This window comes from Actinobacillus ureae ATCC 25976 (genome assembly GCF_000188255.1).
GTDB classification, from domain to species: Bacteria; Pseudomonadota; Gammaproteobacteria; order Enterobacterales; family Pasteurellaceae; genus Actinobacillus; species Actinobacillus ureae.
In genome coordinates this window covers 397,788-417,600 of record NZ_GL831081.1, presented here as the reverse complement: position 1 = coordinate 417,600, position 19,813 = coordinate 397,788, and the positions used below count along the sequence as shown (strand labels likewise).

Here is a 19,813-nt window from a genome sequence, read left to right as displayed (position 1 = left end):
AATGCAACAAAATTATGATGGCAATCAAGATATTTATAGCGTTGAACACCATTAATTTTGCCATATTTTTTGAGGTTAAAAGATGAGCAGGAAATGCAATTTTTTAGTCATTTTTATAAAGCCTTATAGTACAAGGTTTTAACCCACTTTGTAGACTCAATTTTGTCCACTATCCCTAAAAATTTGCAAATTTTCACCGCTTACCCTTAATGAATTAAACCAATTTTTCAATCAAAGCTGAAACAAATTCCAATCGTTCCGCATTGCTTGCAAGCGGTAAATTAAAGCGGAATTTTTGCGCGCCTTCAAATTTATAGACGTTCTTATCCGATTGAATCAGTTGTAAGAACTTCATCGGGTCAGGTTGTGCGCTCGGTTTAAATTCCAAATAGCCACCGTTAATCCCTGCATCAACTTTCTTCAAGCCGAGCGGTGTTGCCAAATGACGAAGCTGAGTAATTTGGAATAGATTTTTCGTTGCCTCCGGTAATAATCCGAAGCGATCGATAAGTTCGACTTTCAAATCTTTCAATGCATCAACACTTTCTGCCGAAGCGATCCGTTTATAGAACGATAAACGCATATTCACATCCGGTACATAATCGTCCGGTAACAATGCCGGTATGCGCAACTCGATCTCGACCTGATTTTGAGTGATTTCTTCTAAAGTCGGTTCACGCCCTTCTTGCAAAGCTTTTACCGCATTTTCGAGTAAATCCATATAGAGTGAGAAACCGATGCTTTCGATCTGCCCGCTTTGTTCCGAACCGAGTAATTCGCCTGCACCACGGATTTCTAAATCGTGAGTTGCCAATACAAATCCGGCACCAAGGTTATCAATCGAACTGAGCGCTTCCAAACGCTGTTGAGCGTCTTTGGTTAATGTTTTTGGCGGTGGTGTCAGCAAATAGGCGTAAGCCTGATGATGAGAACGTCCGACACGTCCACGTAACTGGTGCAGCTGTGCCAAGCCGAATTTATCCGCACGATCAATAATAATCGTGTTAGCGGTCGGCACGTCAATTCCCGTTTCGATAATGGTTGAGCAAACCAACAAATTAAAACGCTGATGATAAAAATCGCTCATCACACGTTCCAATTCACGTTCACGCATTTGTCCATGCCCAATCACAATTCGAGCTTCCGGTACTAATTCCGCCAGCTTAGTCGCACAGTTTTCGATTGTCGCCACGTCATTGTGCAGGTAATACACTTGCCCACCACGCAGAATTTCACGCAGAATAGCTTCTCTCACAACCAGATCATCATGTTGGCGCACAAAGGTTTTAATTGTTAAACGGCGTGCCGGCGGACTAGCGATAATAGAAAGATCTCGCATACCGTTTAACGCCATATTCAGCGTACGAGGAATCGGCGTTGCGGTGAGCGTGAGAATATCAACATTAGCTCGCAATTGTTTGATTTTCTCTTTTTGGCGCACGCCGAAACGATGCTCTTCATCAATCACAAGTAAACCGAGATCACGGAATTGTACGTCCTCTTGTAGCAGTTTGTGCGTGCCGACCAAAATATCCACTTTGCCTTCCGCCACCTTTTCCAAAATCGCTTTTTGCTCTTTAGCGGTTTTAAAACGAGAAAGTACCTCAACATTAATCGGATAGTTGGCAAAACGATCTTTGAAATTCTCGAAATGTTGTTGTGCTAAAAGTGTGGTCGGCACAAGTACTGCAACCTGTTTATGATTTTCCACCGCTAAGAAAGTGGCACGCATTGCGACTTCGGTTTTACCGAAACCGACATCGCCACAGACAAGGCGATCCATTGCTTTTGGCAAGCGCATATCGCTAATGACCGCATTGATTGCGGTTTTCTGGTCTTCAGTTTCTTCAAACGGGAAAGTGTGGCTAAATTGCATAAAACTATCTCGATCGTAGGCAAATGCAAAGCCTTTTTGCGATTCTCGTTTCGTATACACATCAAGTAATTCCGCCGCCACATCGCGGATTTTCTCCGCTGCTTTTTGGCGTGTTTTCGCCCATGCTTCCGAACCGAGTTTATGTAGCGGCGCAGTTTCATCCGCCCCACCGATATAACGGGAAATCAGATGTAATGAAGCCACCGGTACATAGAGCTTCGCCTCGTTCGCATAGAGTAAGACGAGGTATTCCGCTTTAATACCGCCGGCATCCAGCACAGTTAGCCCTGCATAACGTCCGACACCGTTTTCTAAATGCACTACGGCTTGCCCAATTTTGAGTTCTGCAAGGTTACGAATGAGCGTATCTGGGTTGACTATTTTGCGATTTTTCTCAGAACGTTTTGTTTGGACTTTTTCGCCCAAGAAATCCGTTTCGCAAATAATTGCTAAATTTTGACCGCTTACATTTTCAATGATAAAGCCTTGATCAAGTGGTGAAATAATCAGTGAAATTTGCGAATCAATTTCCGCTAATGATTTAACCTGTTTCGGTTTGATTTTTAGCGGTGAAAGTAATTCAAGCAAGGTTTCTCGGCGACCTTCACTTTCTACTGAAAATAAAATCTGTCCATCGAATTTACTACGGAATTTATTGAACGCCTCAAACGGCTCTTTTAACTGCGAGTTAATTGCCAATTCCGGTAGCTTATCAATATTGGCATTCTGTTTAGCTACCGATTTTCTGACTTTTTCCGTACTCAATGTCAGGCGTGGATAGCCTTTTAAATGACGATTAACTTCATCAACTGAAAACCATAATTTCTCAGGTGCTAACAACGGACGCATCGGATCCACTCGGCGACTTTCATAACGCTGAGCGGTATCTTTATGGAACTGCTCTGCTTTTTCTGCAATACCGTCAAAGGTAATAAATAAGGTATTTTCCGCTAAATAATCAAATAGGCTCGCCATTTCTTCGAAGAATAGTGGCTGCCAATATTCAATCCCTGCGTTCAAAATCCCTTTACTGACTTGCTGATAAATATGCTCCGGTTCACGGCGGATCTCACCGAATTGTTCACGGAATTTGCTTCTAAAATGCTCGATCCCATTGCTATCGGTCGGGAACTCGTGTGCCGGTAGTAAATTAATTTCGTTGATTTCGGCTATTGTGCGTTGACTATCCACATCAAAGGTGCGGATCGAATCGATTTCATCATCAAAAAAATCCAAACGGAACGGACTTTCCGCCCCCATAGGATAGAGGTCAAGCAATGCTCCACGCACCGCATATTCTCCGTATTCCAATACTTGTTCCACTGCTCGATAACCGGCATTTTCCAACTGTAAACGTAGCGACTGAATTGAAAAGCGGTCACCTTTCTTAATCAAGAACACATTATTGGCGAGATAGCTCGGCGGACAAACTTTCTGTAACAGCGTATTGATTGGCAATAGAAAAATTTGTTTATTGCCTTGTTGCAAATGGAATAACGCTGAAAGACGGGCTGAAATGATATCTTGATGCGGTGAAAAATTATCGTAAGGCAAGGTTTCCCAATCTGGAAAGACCGAAACCGGCAATTGGCTAAATTGCATTAAAGCCTTTTCAAGACGTAATGCGGTGCGGGTATCCGGTGTTACTACTACGCTTAAACCATTAGATTGCGCCGCAGCTTCGGCAATGGCTAAAGCATCTGAATGCCCAACTAAATTACCGAGCGTTTGATGATCTTGGAATTTGCCCCCTTCTTGCTGAGCAATTAAAGGCAGATTAAACTGAATAAATGACATAAGCGGTCGATCTTGTTGAAAAATTTGCAAATATTGTAGCCCAAAGCCTCATTTTTACAAAACCGATTAGATTAATAGATAAAAGGGGACTACAAGAGCCCCCTTTGTTAATGGATGTATATTAAATTAAGCGTAGAAGCTTACTTGCTCTTGTTGTACTTGTACTGGAGTGTATGAAACACAAATATCACAAGAACCATCAGTGTTATAAACTACGTCAACTGTTGCACTACCGTCTTTGAAATCGAATTGCTCAATTGAGTTTGCGCCGTCATTTAAGTAGTTAACTACTTCGATAAAGTTACCTTCATCCGTAGTATCTGTAATAAATAAGTTACTACCTTTAAGGCTGAATGTTACTTCCTCTGAATTTAAATCAGTGAATCGAATTAAATCAAAATCACTTTTCGCACCTTTGTCTGCAACCACATCGTGACCGAAATCACCGCTGAAGATATAAGTATCACTACCTACACCACCAGAAAGATAGTCGCCAGCACCAAGACCGCCTACTAAGATATCGTGGCCTTCGCCACCGAATAAATTATCGTGACCGCCGAAACCGTATAAAGTATCGTTACCAGCACCGCCATCAATCAGATCTTTCAGCTCTGTACCGCAAAGCACATTATCACACTCATCGCCAAAAATTTCATTATCAGCTTCCCGTGGTGGGGTTGGAGCATCATCTTCCGGACAACCACAGATTGGATCTTGTGGAACTGGTTCTTGTAGAATTGGTTGTTGTGGATCAAACGGACGTTGAGGATCAATTGGTTTTTGTAAAAAATCTCACATTTAGACTTAACGCTTGTAAATTGTTGGTAGTCAAAGGGAAATTCTATCATATTTAAGGATTGTTCCGAAAAAATATGGGCTGTTCCGAAACTATTTACTAGAATTAGGTAGGTATAGTGTCACGCTTCTGATAAATTGGGCGAAGTTATTCGCCCTTTTTATCAGCTTTAGGAACACTATTTTCAAGTGGTGGGATAATTGGAGCTAGGCGGACATAGACTTTCATCATCTTTTCAGATGTATGGCCGAGATGTTGGCGTGCGGCTTCCATTCCAAGTAGCATTGCTTTATCTGTACCTGATTTTGCCCGTAGATCTCGGAATTGAAATTGTCTTAATTCTTCCGCATAGTCTGGGTATTGTTTGATCGCTTTTTCTCGTATTACGGCAAATGTCGCTGTGATATATTCGGAAGTAAAGCGAGCTCCTCTTTGAGTATAGAATAGGTAGTCTTTTCCATTTTTAAATCGCCTTTCAAGAATTTCTTTCAATTTTCCTTTCAACTCTATGCGTAGCTTGGCGGCTGTTTTCTGTTGTACAATGTGCAGATAGCTATTCGCTATATGGCTTCTCTGAATATTCGTTAAATCGACGGGGCGTTGCCCTGTTAAATAAGCGAGATCCATTAAATCTTTGAAATCCTCATTGCAACATTCATAAAAAAGCGGTCTAATTTGCAAATTTTTTTACAAATTAGACCGCTTGTTTTATCAATAGATTGAAAACTATCTCAACCAAACTATTGTGTTAATTCAGTACGCAGTTTCTTCGTTACATCCACCATGACTTGTAATTGCTCTATAGTTTCTTTCCAACCACGCGTTTTTAAGCCGCAATCCGGATTCACCCATAAACGTTCTTTCGGAATTACCTTCAATGCTTTACGTAATAAATGCTCGATTTCGCCGGCTGTCGGTACACGAGGACTATGAATATCATAAACGCCTGGGCCGATATCATTCGGATATTTGAAATCGGCAAACGCTGTGAGTAATTCCATATCAGAGCGTGAAGTTTCAATCGTGATCACATCCGCATCAAGCCCTGCAATCGCCGGTAAAATATCGTTAAATTCCGAATAGCACATATGAGTGTGGATTTGGGTATCGTCTTTTACGCCCATATAACTTAAACGGAACGCTTCTCCCGCCCATTGTAAATAAGCATCCCAATCCGCTCGTTTAAGCGGTAAGCCTTCTCGAATTGCCGGTTCGTCAATCTGAATCACTTTAATTCCGGCTTTTTCCAGATCCAATACTTCGTCAGAAAGTGCCACGCCAATTTGCTTACATACGGTAGAACGAGGAATATCGTTACGCACAAACGACCATTGTAAAATCGTCACCGGACCGGTTAGCATGCCTTTCATTACTTTATCCGTCAGGCTTTGAGCATATTGCGACCAACGCACTGTCATCGGTTCAGGACGAGTGACGTCACCATAAATCACCGGCGGTTTTACACAACGAGAACCGTAGCTTTGTACCCAACCGAATTTGGTGAAAGCAAAACCGTCCAGCAACTCACCGAAATATTCCACCATATCGTTACGTTCCGCTTCGCCATGAACTAATACGTCTAAGTCCAGCTCTTCTTGTTTACGAATCACAAATTCAATTTCTTTTTGCATTGCCGCTTCATAATCGGCAAGCGATAGTTCCCCTTTTTTGAATGCAGCACGAGCATGACGAATTTCCAATGTTTGCGGGAAAGAACCGATATTGGTAGTCGGAAAAAGCGGTAAATTTAGCCATTTATTTTGCAATTTAATTCGCTCGGCAAAAGGTGACTGGCGCTTATCCGCATTTGCCGGTAAGTTAGCTAAACGTTGCGCGACTTCCGCTTTATGAATCACTTTACTTTTTTCTCGAGCATCTGCCGCGGTTTGGCTGTCATTTAATTGCTCTGCGACCGCTGACCGCCCTGCATTTAACGCCTGTTTTAAAACTTGCAACTCTGCCACTTTTTGTAAGGTAAAAGCTAACCAGCGATATAATTCAGGATTATTTTGCTGTAATTGCGTTTCTACCGCTAAATCATAAGGTGTATGCAATAGCGAGCAGCTCGGTGCAATCCATAAACGCTGATTAAATTTTGCTTTTAATGGTTCCAACACATACAATATACGATTTAAATTCGCTCGCCAAATATTACGCCCGTCAATCACACCGGCAGAAAGCACTTTCGGATAATCTTCAAATGCACTGAGTTGTTCCGGCGCACGCACGAGATCAAGGTGTAAACCGTCTACCGGCAACGCTTTTAATAAAGCAGCGTGTTCTGCCACCGAGCCAAAATAAGTTGCCAATAATAGCTTCGCATTCACTTTAGCTAATTGAGCGTAAACATCTTGATAAGCCGCAAGCCATTCTTGAGGTAAATCTAATGCCAATGCCGGTTCATCAATTTGAATCCATTCCACACCTTCAGCGGCGAGTGCGGTTAAAATCTCAAAATAAATCGGCACAAGTTGCTTGAGTAAATCAAAGCGGTTAAAGGCTTCGCCTTTTTCTTTACCTAGCCATAAAAATGTGAGCGGACCGACGATTACCGGTTTAACCTGATGTCCGGCAGCTTTCGCTTCACGAATTTGATTCACATAATGCGTAGGATTCGCCTTAAACGTGGTATTTTTCTGAAATTCCGGTACAAGATAGTGATAGTTAGTATCAAACCATTTGGTCATTTCAATCGCAAACTGCTCTTTATTACCACGTGCTAATTGGAAATATTGATCAAGGGTCAAACTTTGGCTGTCAAAACCAAAACGAGCCGGTATCGCGCCGGTTGCTACTTGTAGATCTAAAATGTGATCGTAAAACGTAAAATCGCCGACCGTGACAAAATCCGCATTGGCTTGCGCTTGATGTTGCCAATTTTTTTCACGTAACGCTTTTGCTAGATCTAATAAATCTTGTTCGGCTAATTCTTTACGCCAGTAGCGTTCCTGCTCAAATTTTAATTCACGTTTTGCCCCTACACGTGGGAAACCTAAGATATGTAATGTTGTCATACTGTACTCCTGCGATCTGTTTGTTATTCAGCTAACTTAGCGATTAATCCGCTAAGCTGTGTCAAAAATAATGCAAGAACCTTAAACATTATGCAACTTCATAATTTTCAATTTAATTATGAATATTTTTAATATTCAAAAGAGTTACACATTCGCCATAAAGTTACCCTTTATGCTATGCTAGTAACGTATCAACACATTTTTTAGGGAGGAAAAATGAAAATATGGCTAGGACTTTGCGCCCTTTTAGCACTTAATACCACTTATGCCGATGAATGCTTATATTCATTAACAGGGAAGAAACTAAAAAGCGTACAATGTGACGTGGAACGCCTTGAACAAGGAATCGTACACGGTAATCAATATTTCACCGATCAAATTACCATCAATCATAACCGATTCTATGTTTCCGCCTATGAATTGACATACGAAATAACGGGAACGGAATACGGGCTAATTAGTAAAAAAATGCCGGATAAAATTCCTGAACCGGATAAAACAAAAACTGTCTTCTTCTCTTTAGATGAAAATATGCAATGGGCGGATCACTACAGTTATTGGAGCTGCTGGCAAAAAGAAATCGGCAAAGAAACAGTTTGTGCAAAAACCACTCAATAAAAATAAAGCGGTCTAATTTGTTCAATTATTTGCAATACACCTTTGTTGCAAAAAAAGAATAAAATTAGACCGCTTATCAATTCAACTAATAATTATTGGCTAGCACCGAATACTGCGCCCCAAGAAGTATCACTACCAATGTTAGACACATCTCTAATCATACCGCCAAGTTCTTTCGCATTTTCGCCGTAGAATTTACCTTCTACATTTGCTTTGGTTGGAAAACTATTTGAATTTGCCGCACCGGCAAAGCTATTACCGGAAATATCCGCCGTAATATTCACCGCATCAAGCGTATCAATATTTAAAGAACCGTTCAGTTTTTTCGAACCGAAATCAACATTAAACTGAGAAGTACCTTTCAACCAATCATGTTCATCAAATTGCTTTGTGTTACCGGCAATAATTGCATGACCGGTATAAGTCGCCGTACCGCTAGTTGGCATTGAAGCCGTAGGAGAACCATTATAGAACATATAACTGTCTACTTCCGGACCATAACTATCGAGAACTCCAAAACGCACTGCGCTATATTTATCACAGCAAGCACTTAAAAGTCCCATATCTAACCAAGTTCCCGCATAAATACCCGAACTTTTATAGCCAACGCGAATTTCTGTATCTTCAACATTTAAGAGTTCAGTATTTGAATTATGTAATTCAACTCGTTTTTCCAAAACATCATCGTCTTGATTCGATATCACAAGAACAGTTCCTGTTGATGAATTTGAAGGCATATTTCCTAATACCGGTGTATAGGTTCGATTATTATCATTAGAAGGATTGTTTGGCTGAGAAGGGGTAGTTGGCTGAGGCATATTATCAGCTACCGGTACATTTACAGCAGTATTTGATAAATCATTATTGTCACCGCCGCCACTACTTCCACAAGCGCTTAATACAAGCCCAGTTAATACAGTTAAACTTAGTTTTGCAATTTTTTGCATATATACACTCCTAATATATCCTTATAAAGAAATTTATTAAAGCATATATAAGTTAAAATAAATAACCTAGGGTTATGTAAATTATTATTTTAATTTATTCAATATAACTACCCAACTAAAAAATAATAAAAAACACTATCCAAATAATAAAAATCCCATATAGAAAAATATAAATTTATTTAGTTCCATAAATTAAATCATTTATCTTTCAATTATAATGGAAAGAATTTACTTATTTAAAACAATAATTTATATTATACTCATCCTACTACTTAATTTTCTGAAGACTTTATTAATTGTAAATGAAACCCATCTTTCTTGAACTTCGCCATCTCAAAACATTACTCGCTTTAAAAGAAAGCGGCAGTGTTTCTCTTGCAGCAAAACGTGTCCACTTGACACAATCAGCCCTTTCTCATCAAATAAAATTATTAGAAGATCAATATGAGCTCACATTATTTGAACGTAAAACACAACCTTTACGTTTTACACCGGCAGGAGATCGATTAGTAAAATTGGCTCATGAAATTTTACCTAAAGTAGCGGAAGCAGAACTTGATCTTGCACGAGTGAAACAAGGTGAAGTAGGGGAATTAAGAATTGCGGTTGAATGCCATACTTGTTTTGACTGGTTAATGCCAGCCATGGATACTTTCCGCCAGAGTTGGCCATTAATAGAGTTAGATATTGTATCCGGCTTCCATACGGATACCGTCGGTTTATTATTAACGCATCGGGCAGATTGGGCAGTCGTTGCAGAGGCAGAACAAACAGAAGGGATCATTTACCGCCCGCTCTTTTCTTATGAAATGGTAGGAATTTGTGCTAAAGATCACCCGTTGGCTCAAAAAGATATCTGGGAAGCGGAAGATTTTATTGACGAAACTTGGATTACTTATCCGGTTCCGGATGATATGCTAGATTTACTACGCAAAGTCTTACGTCCAGCTGGAATTAATCCAACCCGTAGAACTAGCGAATTGACCATTGCGATCATTCAATTGGTTGCAAGTAAAAGAGGTATTGCGACCTTACCTTATTGGGCAGTAAAACCTTATTTAGATAGAGGCTATGTTGTTGCCAAGAAGATCACTCAGAAAGGCTTATATAGTAATCTATACGGCGCATACCGAGAAACGGATCAGAACTACGCTTATCTAAACGATTTCCATAATACGGTAAAATCTCAAAGTTTTGCAACATTACCGGGGTTAATGGTTTTAGAAGATTAAACGTTAATTGCACTGAATATGAAAACGGCCTGATTCTTATCAATCTGGCCGTTTCTTTTATTACTAATTTATTATACTTTCGCGCGATATTTAGAATGCTGTTTTACCGCTTTACGAATTTGGCGAATATTGGTGCGACGACGATTTTTTATCACATCCACTTTGGTTTCGGTTTCCGCCGGTAAGCCAACAAGCTCACGCAAATAGTTTACTTGCTCTAAGCCCATTTCTTCCCATCCACCACGAGGTAAACCTTTTTCTAATTTGATATTACCGTAACGAATACGAATCAAACGACTAACCTCAACACCTTGCGATTCCCATAAACGACGTACTTCACGATTACGTCCTTCAGTTAAAGTAACATCAAACCATTGGTTTAAACCTGTGCCACCAACGGTTTTAATCTGTTTAAAGTTTGCCGGACCATCTTCTAACTGAACACCTTTGCGTAAACGTTGTAGCATCGCTTCATCAATATTACCAAACACACGCACGGAATATTCACGCTCTACTTCACGGCTCGGGTGCATTAAACGATTCGCTAACTCACCGTCTGTAGTAAACAGTAATAAACCAGAAGTATTAATATCCAAACGACCAACTGCAACCCAACGCGCACCGGTTAAGCGAGGCAAGCGATCAAATACGGTTGCACGGCCTTCCGGATCAGAACGAGTACATAATTCACCTTCTGGTTTGTAATACATCAGCACACGACAAATTTCTTTCTGTGCCGGAATAAGGCTAATCAAATTACCGTCAATACGAATTTTGGTCGCACTGCTCACCTGTACACGATCGCCTAAACTTGCAATTTTACCGTCAACGCTCACACGTCCTGCCGCAATAATCTCTTCCAATTCACGACGAGATCCCTGACCTGCACGCGCTAGAATTTTCTGTAGCTTTTCACCGACTACTTTGGCTTTTTTTTCTGTAACTTCTACACTAGAAGCGGTTGGTTTTACTACTCTTTTTACTAACGGTTTCGAAGTTGGACGAGCACGTCTTTCCAATTGTTCATCAAACTTATTAGGTGATAAACGCTTTTCGCCTTGTGATTTAAAAGACACTGAACGTTTATCGGTTTGTTTTTTTTGAAATGTTGTCATTAAAATTCCTTAAATTTGTCGCTCTCACGAGTGTCTGAAATATGGATTTCTCCACTGCTCCGTGCATAAACGGAGAAGATGTAAATTAATTAAAAGGTGTAATATCGCCCGAGCCTTCACGGATAATTCGAGGACTATCTTCGGTTAAATCAATTACGGTTGTCGGTTCTTGACCTAAATAACCGCCATGAATAATTAAATCCACACGATGTTCCAAATGCTCTCGAATTTCATCCGGATCCGATTCGGTAATTTCGGTATCGGGTAGCATAAGCGAACAAGATAAAATCGGCTCGCCCAGCTCTGCAATTAAAGCCAAAGCAATTGCGTTATCCGGCACACGAATCCCAATTGTCTTACGTTTGGTCATTAATCTACGCGGCACATCTTTGGTTGCCGGCAAAATAAAGGTGTAAGGATTTGGGGTGTTATTTTTGATTAAGCGATAAGATTGATTAGTGACTAATGCGTAAGTGGAAAGCTCTGACAAATCACTACATACCAAGGTAAAATTGTGATTTTCGGGCAATTTACGAATCGCAACAATGCGATCAATTGCGTGTTTTTCACCGATTGCACAGCCTAAAGCATAACCTGAATCTGTCGGATAAATAATAACGCCACCATTTTTAATAATTTCTACCGCTTGATTAATCAAACGTGCCTGAGGGTTATCAGGATGAATATAAAAAAATTGGCTCATAGCGTAATATCCTTCGAAAAAAATGTTGGTGCATTATACACCAACATTCTTATATTCTCTAAAGAATTATACCGTTCTTAGAGTGCCGCTAATTGCTCTAGCGACGGCGCAAAATAATAACTACCGGAAACCGGCTTAGTAAAGCCTAACAAGCGGTCTGTTTTGCCGTCTAATTCACCAAACATACTTTTAAGCTGTTGGTCGATATTGTGTAAACGTTTTGCAAAAGCAATAAAATATAAACCATGCTCGCCGCTCGCTAAACCGTACGGCAAACTGTGGCGTAAAATTTTTAAACCTTTACCGTTTTCTTTTAAATCCACACGCCCTACGTGAGAATTTTCCGGCACATCCTCAAGCTCAACGCTGTCCGCTTTTGTTCTGCCGATCACTTGTTCTTGACGTTCCGTGTTCATCTTATGCCATTTTGCTAATTGATGAACATAACGTTGACTCAATACATAACTACCACCGGCATCCTCACCGTCTTCAATTAAAGCGGCTTCACGCAATTTTTCATCGGTTTGCGGATTCTCAGTGCCATCAATAAAACCGGTTAGATCACGCTCTTCTACCCAACGAAAACCATGGGTTTCTTCCACAATTTCTGCCACTTCTTTTAATTGTTCCACCACCATTAAAGCGATAGAAAAATTAATATCTGGACGATTAGATTGGATATGCACTAAAAAATCACGTTGGGTTGCCGGCGCATACTCTCGTTCGGCTTTGCCTAATGCAATAAAATCCTTCAATTCGGCAGCGGAATTAGTCTTTAGCTGGTTCCAAAGCGCTTTACCAAAAGCCAAGGTAAGCCCTAATTCTTCCGTAGAAAATTGCTGCTGAACTTCTTGAAATTTATGCTGAATGGTATGAACTTTAGAACGAAACGTTTCAATATTTAAAATATTCGCTTCAATAAAAATGCCCGATTTACGATGCGTTAGTGTAATGCCGGATTGTGGAGTTGCCATAATGTATCCCATAAGCAAGAAAATAGATAAGAAACAATCGTTATTGTACAAAAGCGAGTAAATAAAATCAGCCGTTTTAGTCAAATTCCAGTATTAAAAAAATCACTTGACTTATCATTTTTATACTAGTTTAATAGTGCAAAATTAAAAGATAAAACAAGGAATCGTGAAATGAATCTAAATACTCAGCAAACACAACTTCCCTATTATGAAGATACAACCGTAGCGTTTTATCACCTATGCGATAATAAACCACATACACTTTTATTAGACTCAGCAGAAATTCACAGTAAAAACAGTCTAAAAAGTTTATTGTTTGCCCAATCCGCATTACATATTTATTGTGATGCTCAAACCGTCACTTGTGAGGCGTTAACTGAAAACGGTAAAGCCGTACTTCCCCATATTCAAGCAGCATTTGCTCAGTTATCTCCGGCTCCAAATTGCAAAGTTTCAACGGAATTTAACCACTTGTCGGCAACCTTTCCACCTATTGCCCAAAATTTAGATGAAGATAGTAAACTTAAAACCAGCACTGTGTTTGACGGTTTACGTTGTGTGAGCCAACTTTTTGCAGATAAAGCGGATCCGATCTATTTAGGCGGTTTATTTAGCTACGATTTGGTCGCTCATTTTATTCCGATGGACGGTATTCAATTACAAGATGATGGCTTACGTTGCCACGATTACAGCTTCTATCTTGCCGAACAATTAGTGTTTATTGACCACCAAAAACAGGAATCAGTGTTGCACACTTTCTGTTTTGATGAAACACAGCAAAGCCGCTTACAGCAACAAGCGGTCGAATTTAGCCAAATTCTTGCAAAATATCAGCCTTGTGAATTACGTTTACCGATTCAAGCGGCAAGTGGTGAAGTAAAAACCAATCTTGAAGATGAAGACTTTAAACAGATCGTTCAAAAACTCAAACATCATATTCATATCGGTGATGTGTTCCAAATTGTACCGTCACGCCGTTTTAGTTTGCCTTGCCCGAATATTTTGGCCGCTTATCGTCAGCTTAAAATTAATAATCCAAGCCCGTATATGTTCTTTATGCAAGGCGAAAACTTTACTTTATTCGGTGCATCACCCGAAAGTGCGCTGAAATATTCACAAGCTAATCGTCAATTAGAAATCTATCCGATTGCCGGCTCTCGTCCGCGTGGATTTGATGCTAATGGCAATATCGATCCGGAATTGGATTCACGCTTAGAATTGGAATTACGTTTAGATCAAAAAGAATTGGCAGAACATTTAATGTTAGTCGATCTGGCTCGTAATGATGTCGCACGAGTTTGCCAAGCCGGTACACGTAAAGTGGTGGATCTGATGCAAATCGATCGCTATTCACAAATTATGCACCTTGTTTCTCGCGTGGTCGGCACATTACGTAGCGATTTAGATGCGTTACACGCTTATCAGGCGTGTATGAATATGGGTACATTAACCGGTGCGCCAAAAATTAAAGCGATGCAATTAATCTACCAAGTAGAGCAACAAAAACGCCACAGTTACGGCGGTGCAGTCGGTTACTTAACCTCACAAGGTGATTTAGATACTTGCATTGTGATTCGTTCTGCATTCGTGCAAAACGGTATCGCTTACGTACAAGCTGGTTGCGGTGAAGTATTGGATTCAGATCCGCAATCGGAAGCGGATGAAACACGTCATAAAGCGAAAGCCGTATTAAAAGCAATCGCGCAAGTGAATACTAAATAAGGACGGATAAGCTATGGCACATATTCTTTTTGTTGATAATTTTGATTCATTTACCTACAACCTTGTCGATCAATTTCGTGAATTAGGTCATCAAGTGACAATTTTCCGTAATGATTACCCGTTGGAAGATTTTTTGAAAAAAGCACAAACTACCGAAAATTGTATTGTGGCACTTTCGCCCGGCCCAGGCACACCGGCAGAAGCTGGCAATATGTTAGCAATCATTAAACAGCTCAAAGGCGTTGTACCGATGATTGGCATTTGTTTGGGTTATCAAGCAATTATCGAAGCGTTAGGCGGACGTATCGTGCATACCGGCACCGTTTTACACGGCAAGGTGTCAAAAATTGAACACGATAACCAAGCAATGTTCCACGGTATTAATAACCCGATGCCGGTTGCCCGTTACCATTCACTAATGGGTGATAATCTGCCGGAGGAGTTAGAAATCAATGCTCGCTTCGATAATATCGTGATGGCGATTCGCCACAAACAATTACCGATTTGCGGCTTTCAATTTCACCCAGAATCAATCCTAACCGTAGAAGGCACTAAATTATTAAAACAATCGGTCGAATGGCTGCTTTCCACACAACATTAAGCAAAAAAATTTAGAAAAATAACCGCTTATCAGTATAACGAAAACAGGATAACACTATGCAACTCGACAACATTCTTAGCCAATTATTTGAGAACCAAGTGCTCACAAAAGCAGAATCACAATACTTTTTTGAACAAGTAATTCAAGGTAATGTTTCTAACGAACAACTCGCCGGCGCATTAATTGCGTTAAAAGTACGGGGAGAGACAATTGAGGAAATTGCCGGAGCGGTTGAAGCTGCATTTGCAAATGCAACTACATTCCCAACTCCCGATTACGATTTTGCCGATATTGTCGGAACCGGTGGCGACGGGCAAAATACAATTAATATTTCTACCGCCAGTGCGATTGTAGCGGCGACTTTAGGTTACAAAGTCGCAAAACACGGTAGTCGCAGCGTTTCCAGTAAAACCGGTGCCAGCGATGTGCTATCCGTATTAGGAATTAATGTGGCGATTTCCCCCCAAACCGCGCGCCAGGTATTAGATGAAAATAATCTCTGTTTCTTATTTGCACCGCTTTACCATGCCGGTTTTAAACACGCTGTACCGGTACGCCAAGCGCTGAAAACTCGCACACTATTTAATATTCTGGGGCCGTTAGTCAATCCGGCACACGCTAAGCGCCAATTACTCGGCGTTTATTCACCGGATGTGTTAAAAATTTATGCAGAAACGGTACGCACCTTAAATCATCAACATTCGATTGTGGTGTACGGTTCCGGTTTAGATGAAGTGGCTGTACACGGCGAAACTTTAGTCGCTGAAATTGAACAAGGCGAAATCCATTATTTCACACTGACACCAGAAGATTTCGGTATCCAACGCCATTCAATTGAGGCGTTAAAAGGTGGTGAGCCTACAGAAAATGCGGAAAAAATTACCGCTTTATTAAAAGGCAAAGGCGAAGCGGCACATATTGATGCGGTTGCAGTAAATACTGCTATGCTCATGCGCACATTCGGAGAACGAGATTTAAAAACCAACGTACAACGTGTCAAAGATTTGCTCAGAACAGATAAAGCCTACCAAACCTTGCAAAAGCTCGCCCAATACCAGTAACATATTGCCCACATTTGTGGGCTTTTTTATAGGAAAATTTATGTATCAGCTTTATATCAATCCGCCTAAATCGTCTTGGTCGCTTCGTCCTTGGATTCTACTGAAAATGCTAGATATTCCTTTTGAGCCAAAAATTGTCCGCTACCTCGCAGATATCAATGAGCAACGACAACAATTTTCTACCTTTTCAGCAACAGCAAAAATTCCTGTTTTATATGACAATCAGCTACAAATTTGGGATAGTTTGGCGATTATTGAGTACGTTGCCGAAAGTTATCCGCAAGTTTGGCCAAAGGATAAAAAAGCTCGAGCATGGGCTCGTTCTGTTTGTGCCGAGATGCATTCCGGTTTTGAGTATTTGCGAAATATTTGTGATTTTCGACCGCTTGAAAAAATTACGCTTACGGAAATTCCTCAACAATTAGAAGATGAGCTCAAACACTTAAACACGATTTTTGCACAAGGCTTACAACAATTTGCTGGCAAATATTTAACAGGTTCACTATTCACTGCGGCAGATGCTTTTTTGTTACCGGTAGCGGCAAGAATTAATACTTACGGATTAGCCCACTATTTTGATGAAAATGTGCGGATATATCTGCAAAAAATGTTAGCATTACCTACATATCAAGAATGGTTAAAAGGATAAAATGAAAAAAAGTATTTACGATACCCCGATTTTCTTTGAACGTTATCAACAATTACGTGAAAACCCAATCAGTATGAATGAAGTGGTGGAAAAGCCTACGATGTTTTCACTTTTACCGGCTCTTACCAATAAAAAAGTGTTAGATTTGGGTTGTGGTACTGGGGTGCATTTGGCGCATTATTTAGAATTAGGTGCGAGTAAAGTTGTCGGGCTGGATTTATCGGAACTCATGCTAAAACAGGCGGAAAGTAATTTAGCAAAAAATTGGCCAAAATCGACCGCTTTCTCACTGCACAGCTTGCCAATGGAACAATTAGATAAAATTCCAGAAGATAATTTTGATGTGATCACCAGCTCGTTTGCGTTCCATTATATTGAGGACTTTGCTGACTTACTTGCAAAAATTTCCGCAAAAATGACCGCTTGCGGTACGCTGATTTTTACCCAAGAACATCCGATCGTCACTTGCTATAAAGACGGCTATCGTTGGGAGAAAAATGAGCAAAAACAACAAGTTGCTTATCGTTTAAATTATTATCGAGATGAGGGGGAGCGAAACAGAAGTTGGTTCCAACAAGCATTCAAAACCTATCATCGCACCATGGCAACAATCTGCAATCAGGTGATTCAAGCCGGTTTTGAAATCGTGCAAGTGGAAGAGCCAATGCTGACGGAACAACCGCAATGGCATAACGAGTTTAAAGATCTACAACATCGCCCGCCATTACTGTTTATTAAAGCGGTTAAGAAAGGTTAACCGGTACTTTGCGTTGCTCGGTAGTTGTTTTGCCGCCGAGCTGCATTAATAACAATTCCACCGCCCATTTTCCCGACTGAGGATAACCAAAATCCAGCGTAAGCAAATTGGTTGCAAAACACTGCAATAATGTATTTTGCCCGATACAAGCAAGCGGTAGATTTTGCTGATTTTCTTGCAAATATTTTAATGTACTAATCGCTAGCGAGCTGCTGGCACACAATATCGCCGATACCGGTTTACACATTAACTTCGGCATCTGTAAATAGCCGCTTTCAATCGTCAATTCCGCTTCCACTAAATTAGCGGAAATCTGATGAGAATTACAAAAAGCCAAATAGCTGCGATTGCGATCATGACCGGTTGTTTCATCTTGATCATTTACGCCTAAGTAGGCAATGTTACGATGCCCCTGCTGATACAATTTCGTCATTAATATACTAATCGCATTCTCATCATCATAATATACCGCCGGAATATTCGGATAAGCACGTGCTACAGTCACCAATGAACCTCGCCATTGCTGAATAATTTCAAGTGAAAGTTGTGAAAAACCAAATAGAATAACGCCATCCACCTGACGTTGGCGGAATAATTCAAAATGGCGAGTCACTAATTCAGGTTGAAATTGGCTCTCAACAATCAGAGGGGTAATATTTTTAGCGTATAGCTGCTGTAAAATCGTGCTTAAAGTTTGAGATTCAGCGGTGGAAAATAATTCCAACAACAGGAGAAGATGCCCCTCTCATTGCTCTAGCACTTTGATTCGGCTGGAATCCTAACTCATCAATGACTGTTTGCACTCGTTCTCGAGTCTGAACACTCACCTTAGGATCATTATTCAACACTCGAGACACGGTGGATTTACCAACATTACAACGTGCGACAATATCTTTAATCGTTAATTTCATTAGGATACAGGTAGTTGGTAAGCAGGAGTAGGGTCAGATTCCGGCAAGATTTCCTTCTCCGGATTTTCTAATTCTTCCTTCGTTGGTTCTGGTTTCTGCTCTACCGGCTTAGTCTCAGCTTCCAGTGCTACAGCTGGTGTTTCAGTTTTTTCTTCAGCCGGTTCTACCACGGCTTCAGAAGCCGATACAGCCGTTTTATTTTGTGTTTTTTCAATATCAGTCTTTGCCGGTTTAACTTCTGCAACTTTTGCAATATCCACTTTTTTAGTCGGTTTCGGCGATTCTAATTTTGTCGATTGTGACTCAGAATCCACCGCTTGTTCGGTTGATGCCGGCTGATCCGTTAATTCAGCTTTAGTCGATAACTTCTGTTGTTTCGGTTCAATTGAAATTTCTTCCAAACTTTGGCGATATTCTGCTGACTGGTGTACTTCTTGCTCTGCACCTTCTACTTTCTTAGCGATTAATTTATAGCTGAACTCAACTTTCGGATCTAACCAAATAGCCAGCATTGCATCATTAAATTCAGCATTAAAATCTTGCTCAATCACCTGATCATTTAACACAAAATAACCACGATCAGCTAACGCAATATAGCTTAATGAATCATCCGGTTTTAAATCCGGTAAGATTTTACGAAGTCGATCGATCACTTCATCTTGTGCAGGAAGTGTAATCCCCAAATTCGCCCATGATTTCGCTACTGAAATCACGAAATCTCGACCATCAACCGGTTTACTGTATTTCAATGTCAACATTACTGGGCGTTCCGTATTCTTATATTCGCCCGTTTCTGTAAATAGGGAAATATTATAAATTTTGAACGGTCCCCAAGTGTAATCCACATCATTGATTTTTTCCCACTTAGCAACCGCAGTGCTGCTCAATACTGCAAAGAGAAAAGATAAGAGAGCTTTGTAACGCATTATTATTGTCCCCAGTAAACAAAAGAGGCTGTATTATACCTGAGCCGAGTATAGAGTAAATTCATCAATCCTTGTTTCACGAAAATTTTGTGATCGACTTCAACGATTTAGGGG

General features: G+C 40.4%; 19 protein-coding genes. 7 read left to right on the top strand and 12 right to left on the bottom strand.

Features of this window, described 5'->3' with window-relative positions:
* The 5 genes from HMPREF0027_RS13175 to metE all read right to left on the bottom strand — a co-directional run.
* On the bottom strand, positions 1-95 hold a 95-nt coding region (locus HMPREF0027_RS13175), incomplete at its 3' end, for an IS1/IS1595 family N-terminal zinc-binding domain-containing protein (RefSeq protein WP_420834424.1).
* Positions 96-214: 119 nt separating this feature from the next.
* Positions 215-3,673 (bottom strand): transcription-repair coupling factor, encoded by a 3,459-nt coding sequence (mfd, locus tag HMPREF0027_RS09860; protein WP_044024550.1) that lies wholly within the window; start codon positions 3,671-3,673, stop codon positions 215-217.
* Positions 3,674-3,799: 126 nt separating this feature from the next.
* Positions 3,800-4,300: a calcium-binding protein gene (locus HMPREF0027_RS09855; protein WP_005624806.1), complete on the bottom strand. Its 501-nt coding sequence runs from the start codon at positions 4,298-4,300 to the stop codon at positions 3,800-3,802.
* A gap of 316 nt (positions 4,301-4,616) precedes the next feature.
* Positions 4,617-5,096: a tyrosine-type recombinase/integrase gene (locus HMPREF0027_RS09850; protein ID WP_005624803.1), complete on the bottom strand. Its 480-nt coding sequence runs from the start codon at positions 5,094-5,096 to the stop codon at positions 4,617-4,619.
* 113 nt (positions 5,097-5,209) lie between these two features.
* On the bottom strand, positions 5,210-7,483 hold the full coding sequence (gene metE, locus HMPREF0027_RS09845; protein ID WP_005624800.1) for a 5-methyltetrahydropteroyltriglutamate--homocysteine S-methyltransferase: 2,274 nt from the start codon (positions 7,481-7,483) through the stop codon (positions 5,210-5,212).
* Positions 7,484-7,699: 216 nt separating this feature from the next.
* Here metE and HMPREF0027_RS09840 point away from each other — a divergent pair, with 216 nt between their 5' ends.
* Complete coding sequence (locus HMPREF0027_RS09840) at positions 7,700-8,101, top strand: hypothetical protein (RefSeq protein WP_005624798.1); 402 nt, start codon at positions 7,700-7,702, stop codon at positions 8,099-8,101.
* 92 nt (positions 8,102-8,193) lie between these two features.
* Here the strand turns inward: HMPREF0027_RS09840 and HMPREF0027_RS09835 are convergent, their stop codons facing one another.
* Positions 8,194-9,048, bottom strand: a complete 855-nt coding sequence (locus HMPREF0027_RS09835; protein ID WP_005624796.1) for a Slam-dependent surface lipoprotein — start codon at positions 9,046-9,048, stop codon at positions 8,194-8,196.
* 302 nt (positions 9,049-9,350) lie between these two features.
* Here HMPREF0027_RS09835 and HMPREF0027_RS09830 point away from each other — a divergent pair, with 302 nt between their 5' ends.
* Entirely contained in the window at positions 9,351-10,280 is a 930-nt protein-coding gene (locus tag HMPREF0027_RS09830; RefSeq protein WP_005624794.1) for a LysR family transcriptional regulator, read from the top strand.
* A 71-nt stretch (positions 10,281-10,351) separates the two neighbouring features.
* On the opposite strand, the gene rluB is transcribed toward HMPREF0027_RS09830, so the two are convergent.
* From rluB to HMPREF0027_RS09815, 3 genes are all read right to left on the bottom strand, one after another.
* Positions 10,352-11,395, bottom strand: a complete 1,044-nt coding sequence (gene rluB, locus HMPREF0027_RS09825) for a 23S rRNA pseudouridine(2605) synthase RluB (protein WP_005624792.1) — start codon at positions 11,393-11,395, stop codon at positions 10,352-10,354.
* 85 nt (positions 11,396-11,480) lie between these two features.
* Entirely contained in the window at positions 11,481-12,098 is a 618-nt protein-coding gene (locus HMPREF0027_RS09820; RefSeq protein ID WP_005624790.1) for an L-threonylcarbamoyladenylate synthase, read from the bottom strand.
* Between the two features lie 77 nt (positions 12,099-12,175).
* The gene (locus HMPREF0027_RS09815) at positions 12,176-13,072 is read right to left on the bottom strand and encodes a Dyp-type peroxidase (RefSeq protein ID WP_044024514.1); all 897 of its coding nucleotides are present in this window, start codon (positions 13,070-13,072) and stop codon (positions 12,176-12,178) included.
* A gap of 171 nt (positions 13,073-13,243) precedes the next feature.
* Between HMPREF0027_RS09815 and HMPREF0027_RS09810 the strand changes: the two genes are divergently transcribed.
* From HMPREF0027_RS09810 to HMPREF0027_RS09790, 5 genes are read left to right on the top strand one after another with little or no spacing between them, the layout of a single operon-like run.
* Positions 13,244-14,794, top strand: a complete 1,551-nt coding sequence (locus tag HMPREF0027_RS09810) for an anthranilate synthase component 1 (RefSeq protein WP_005624786.1) — start codon at positions 13,244-13,246, stop codon at positions 14,792-14,794.
* A 13-nt stretch (positions 14,795-14,807) separates the two neighbouring features.
* Positions 14,808-15,395: an aminodeoxychorismate/anthranilate synthase component II gene (locus HMPREF0027_RS09805; RefSeq protein WP_005624785.1), complete on the top strand. Its 588-nt coding sequence runs from the start codon at positions 14,808-14,810 to the stop codon at positions 15,393-15,395.
* A gap of 56 nt (positions 15,396-15,451) precedes the next feature.
* Positions 15,452-16,456 (top strand): anthranilate phosphoribosyltransferase, encoded by a 1,005-nt coding sequence (gene trpD, locus HMPREF0027_RS09800; protein ID WP_005624783.1) that lies wholly within the window; start codon positions 15,452-15,454, stop codon positions 16,454-16,456.
* A gap of 40 nt (positions 16,457-16,496) precedes the next feature.
* Positions 16,497-17,105 carry a glutathione S-transferase gene (locus HMPREF0027_RS09795; protein ID WP_044024513.1) on the top strand — a complete coding sequence of 203 codons (609 nt, stop codon included), beginning with the start codon at positions 16,497-16,499 and terminating at the stop codon, positions 17,103-17,105.
* Between the two features lies 1 nt (position 17,106).
* On the top strand, positions 17,107-17,862 hold the full coding sequence (locus tag HMPREF0027_RS09790; protein WP_005624779.1) for a class I SAM-dependent methyltransferase: 756 nt from the start codon (positions 17,107-17,109) through the stop codon (positions 17,860-17,862).
* On the opposite strand, the gene HMPREF0027_RS09785 is transcribed toward HMPREF0027_RS09790, so the two are convergent.
* From HMPREF0027_RS09785 to HMPREF0027_RS09780, 3 genes are read right to left on the bottom strand one after another with little or no spacing between them, the layout of a single operon-like run.
* The gene (locus HMPREF0027_RS09785; RefSeq protein ID WP_005624778.1) at positions 17,849-18,589 is read right to left on the bottom strand and encodes a trehalose repressor; all 741 of its coding nucleotides are present in this window, start codon (positions 18,587-18,589) and stop codon (positions 17,849-17,851) included. The two genes, HMPREF0027_RS09790 and HMPREF0027_RS09785, sit on opposite strands and share 14 nt — an antisense overlap.
* Entirely contained in the window at positions 18,564-18,773 is a 210-nt protein-coding gene (locus tag HMPREF0027_RS12800) for a LacI family DNA-binding transcriptional regulator (protein ID WP_005624777.1), read from the bottom strand. Before HMPREF0027_RS12800 ends, HMPREF0027_RS09785 begins: the two co-directional genes overlap by 26 nt.
* A complete protein-coding gene (locus HMPREF0027_RS09780) occupies positions 18,773-19,699 on the bottom strand; it encodes a prolipoprotein diacylglyceryl transferase (protein ID WP_005624775.1) in 927 nt (308 codons plus the stop codon). The genes HMPREF0027_RS12800 and HMPREF0027_RS09780 overlap by 1 nt, the downstream gene beginning before the upstream one ends.
* Between the last annotated feature and the right edge of the window lie 114 nt (positions 19,700-19,813).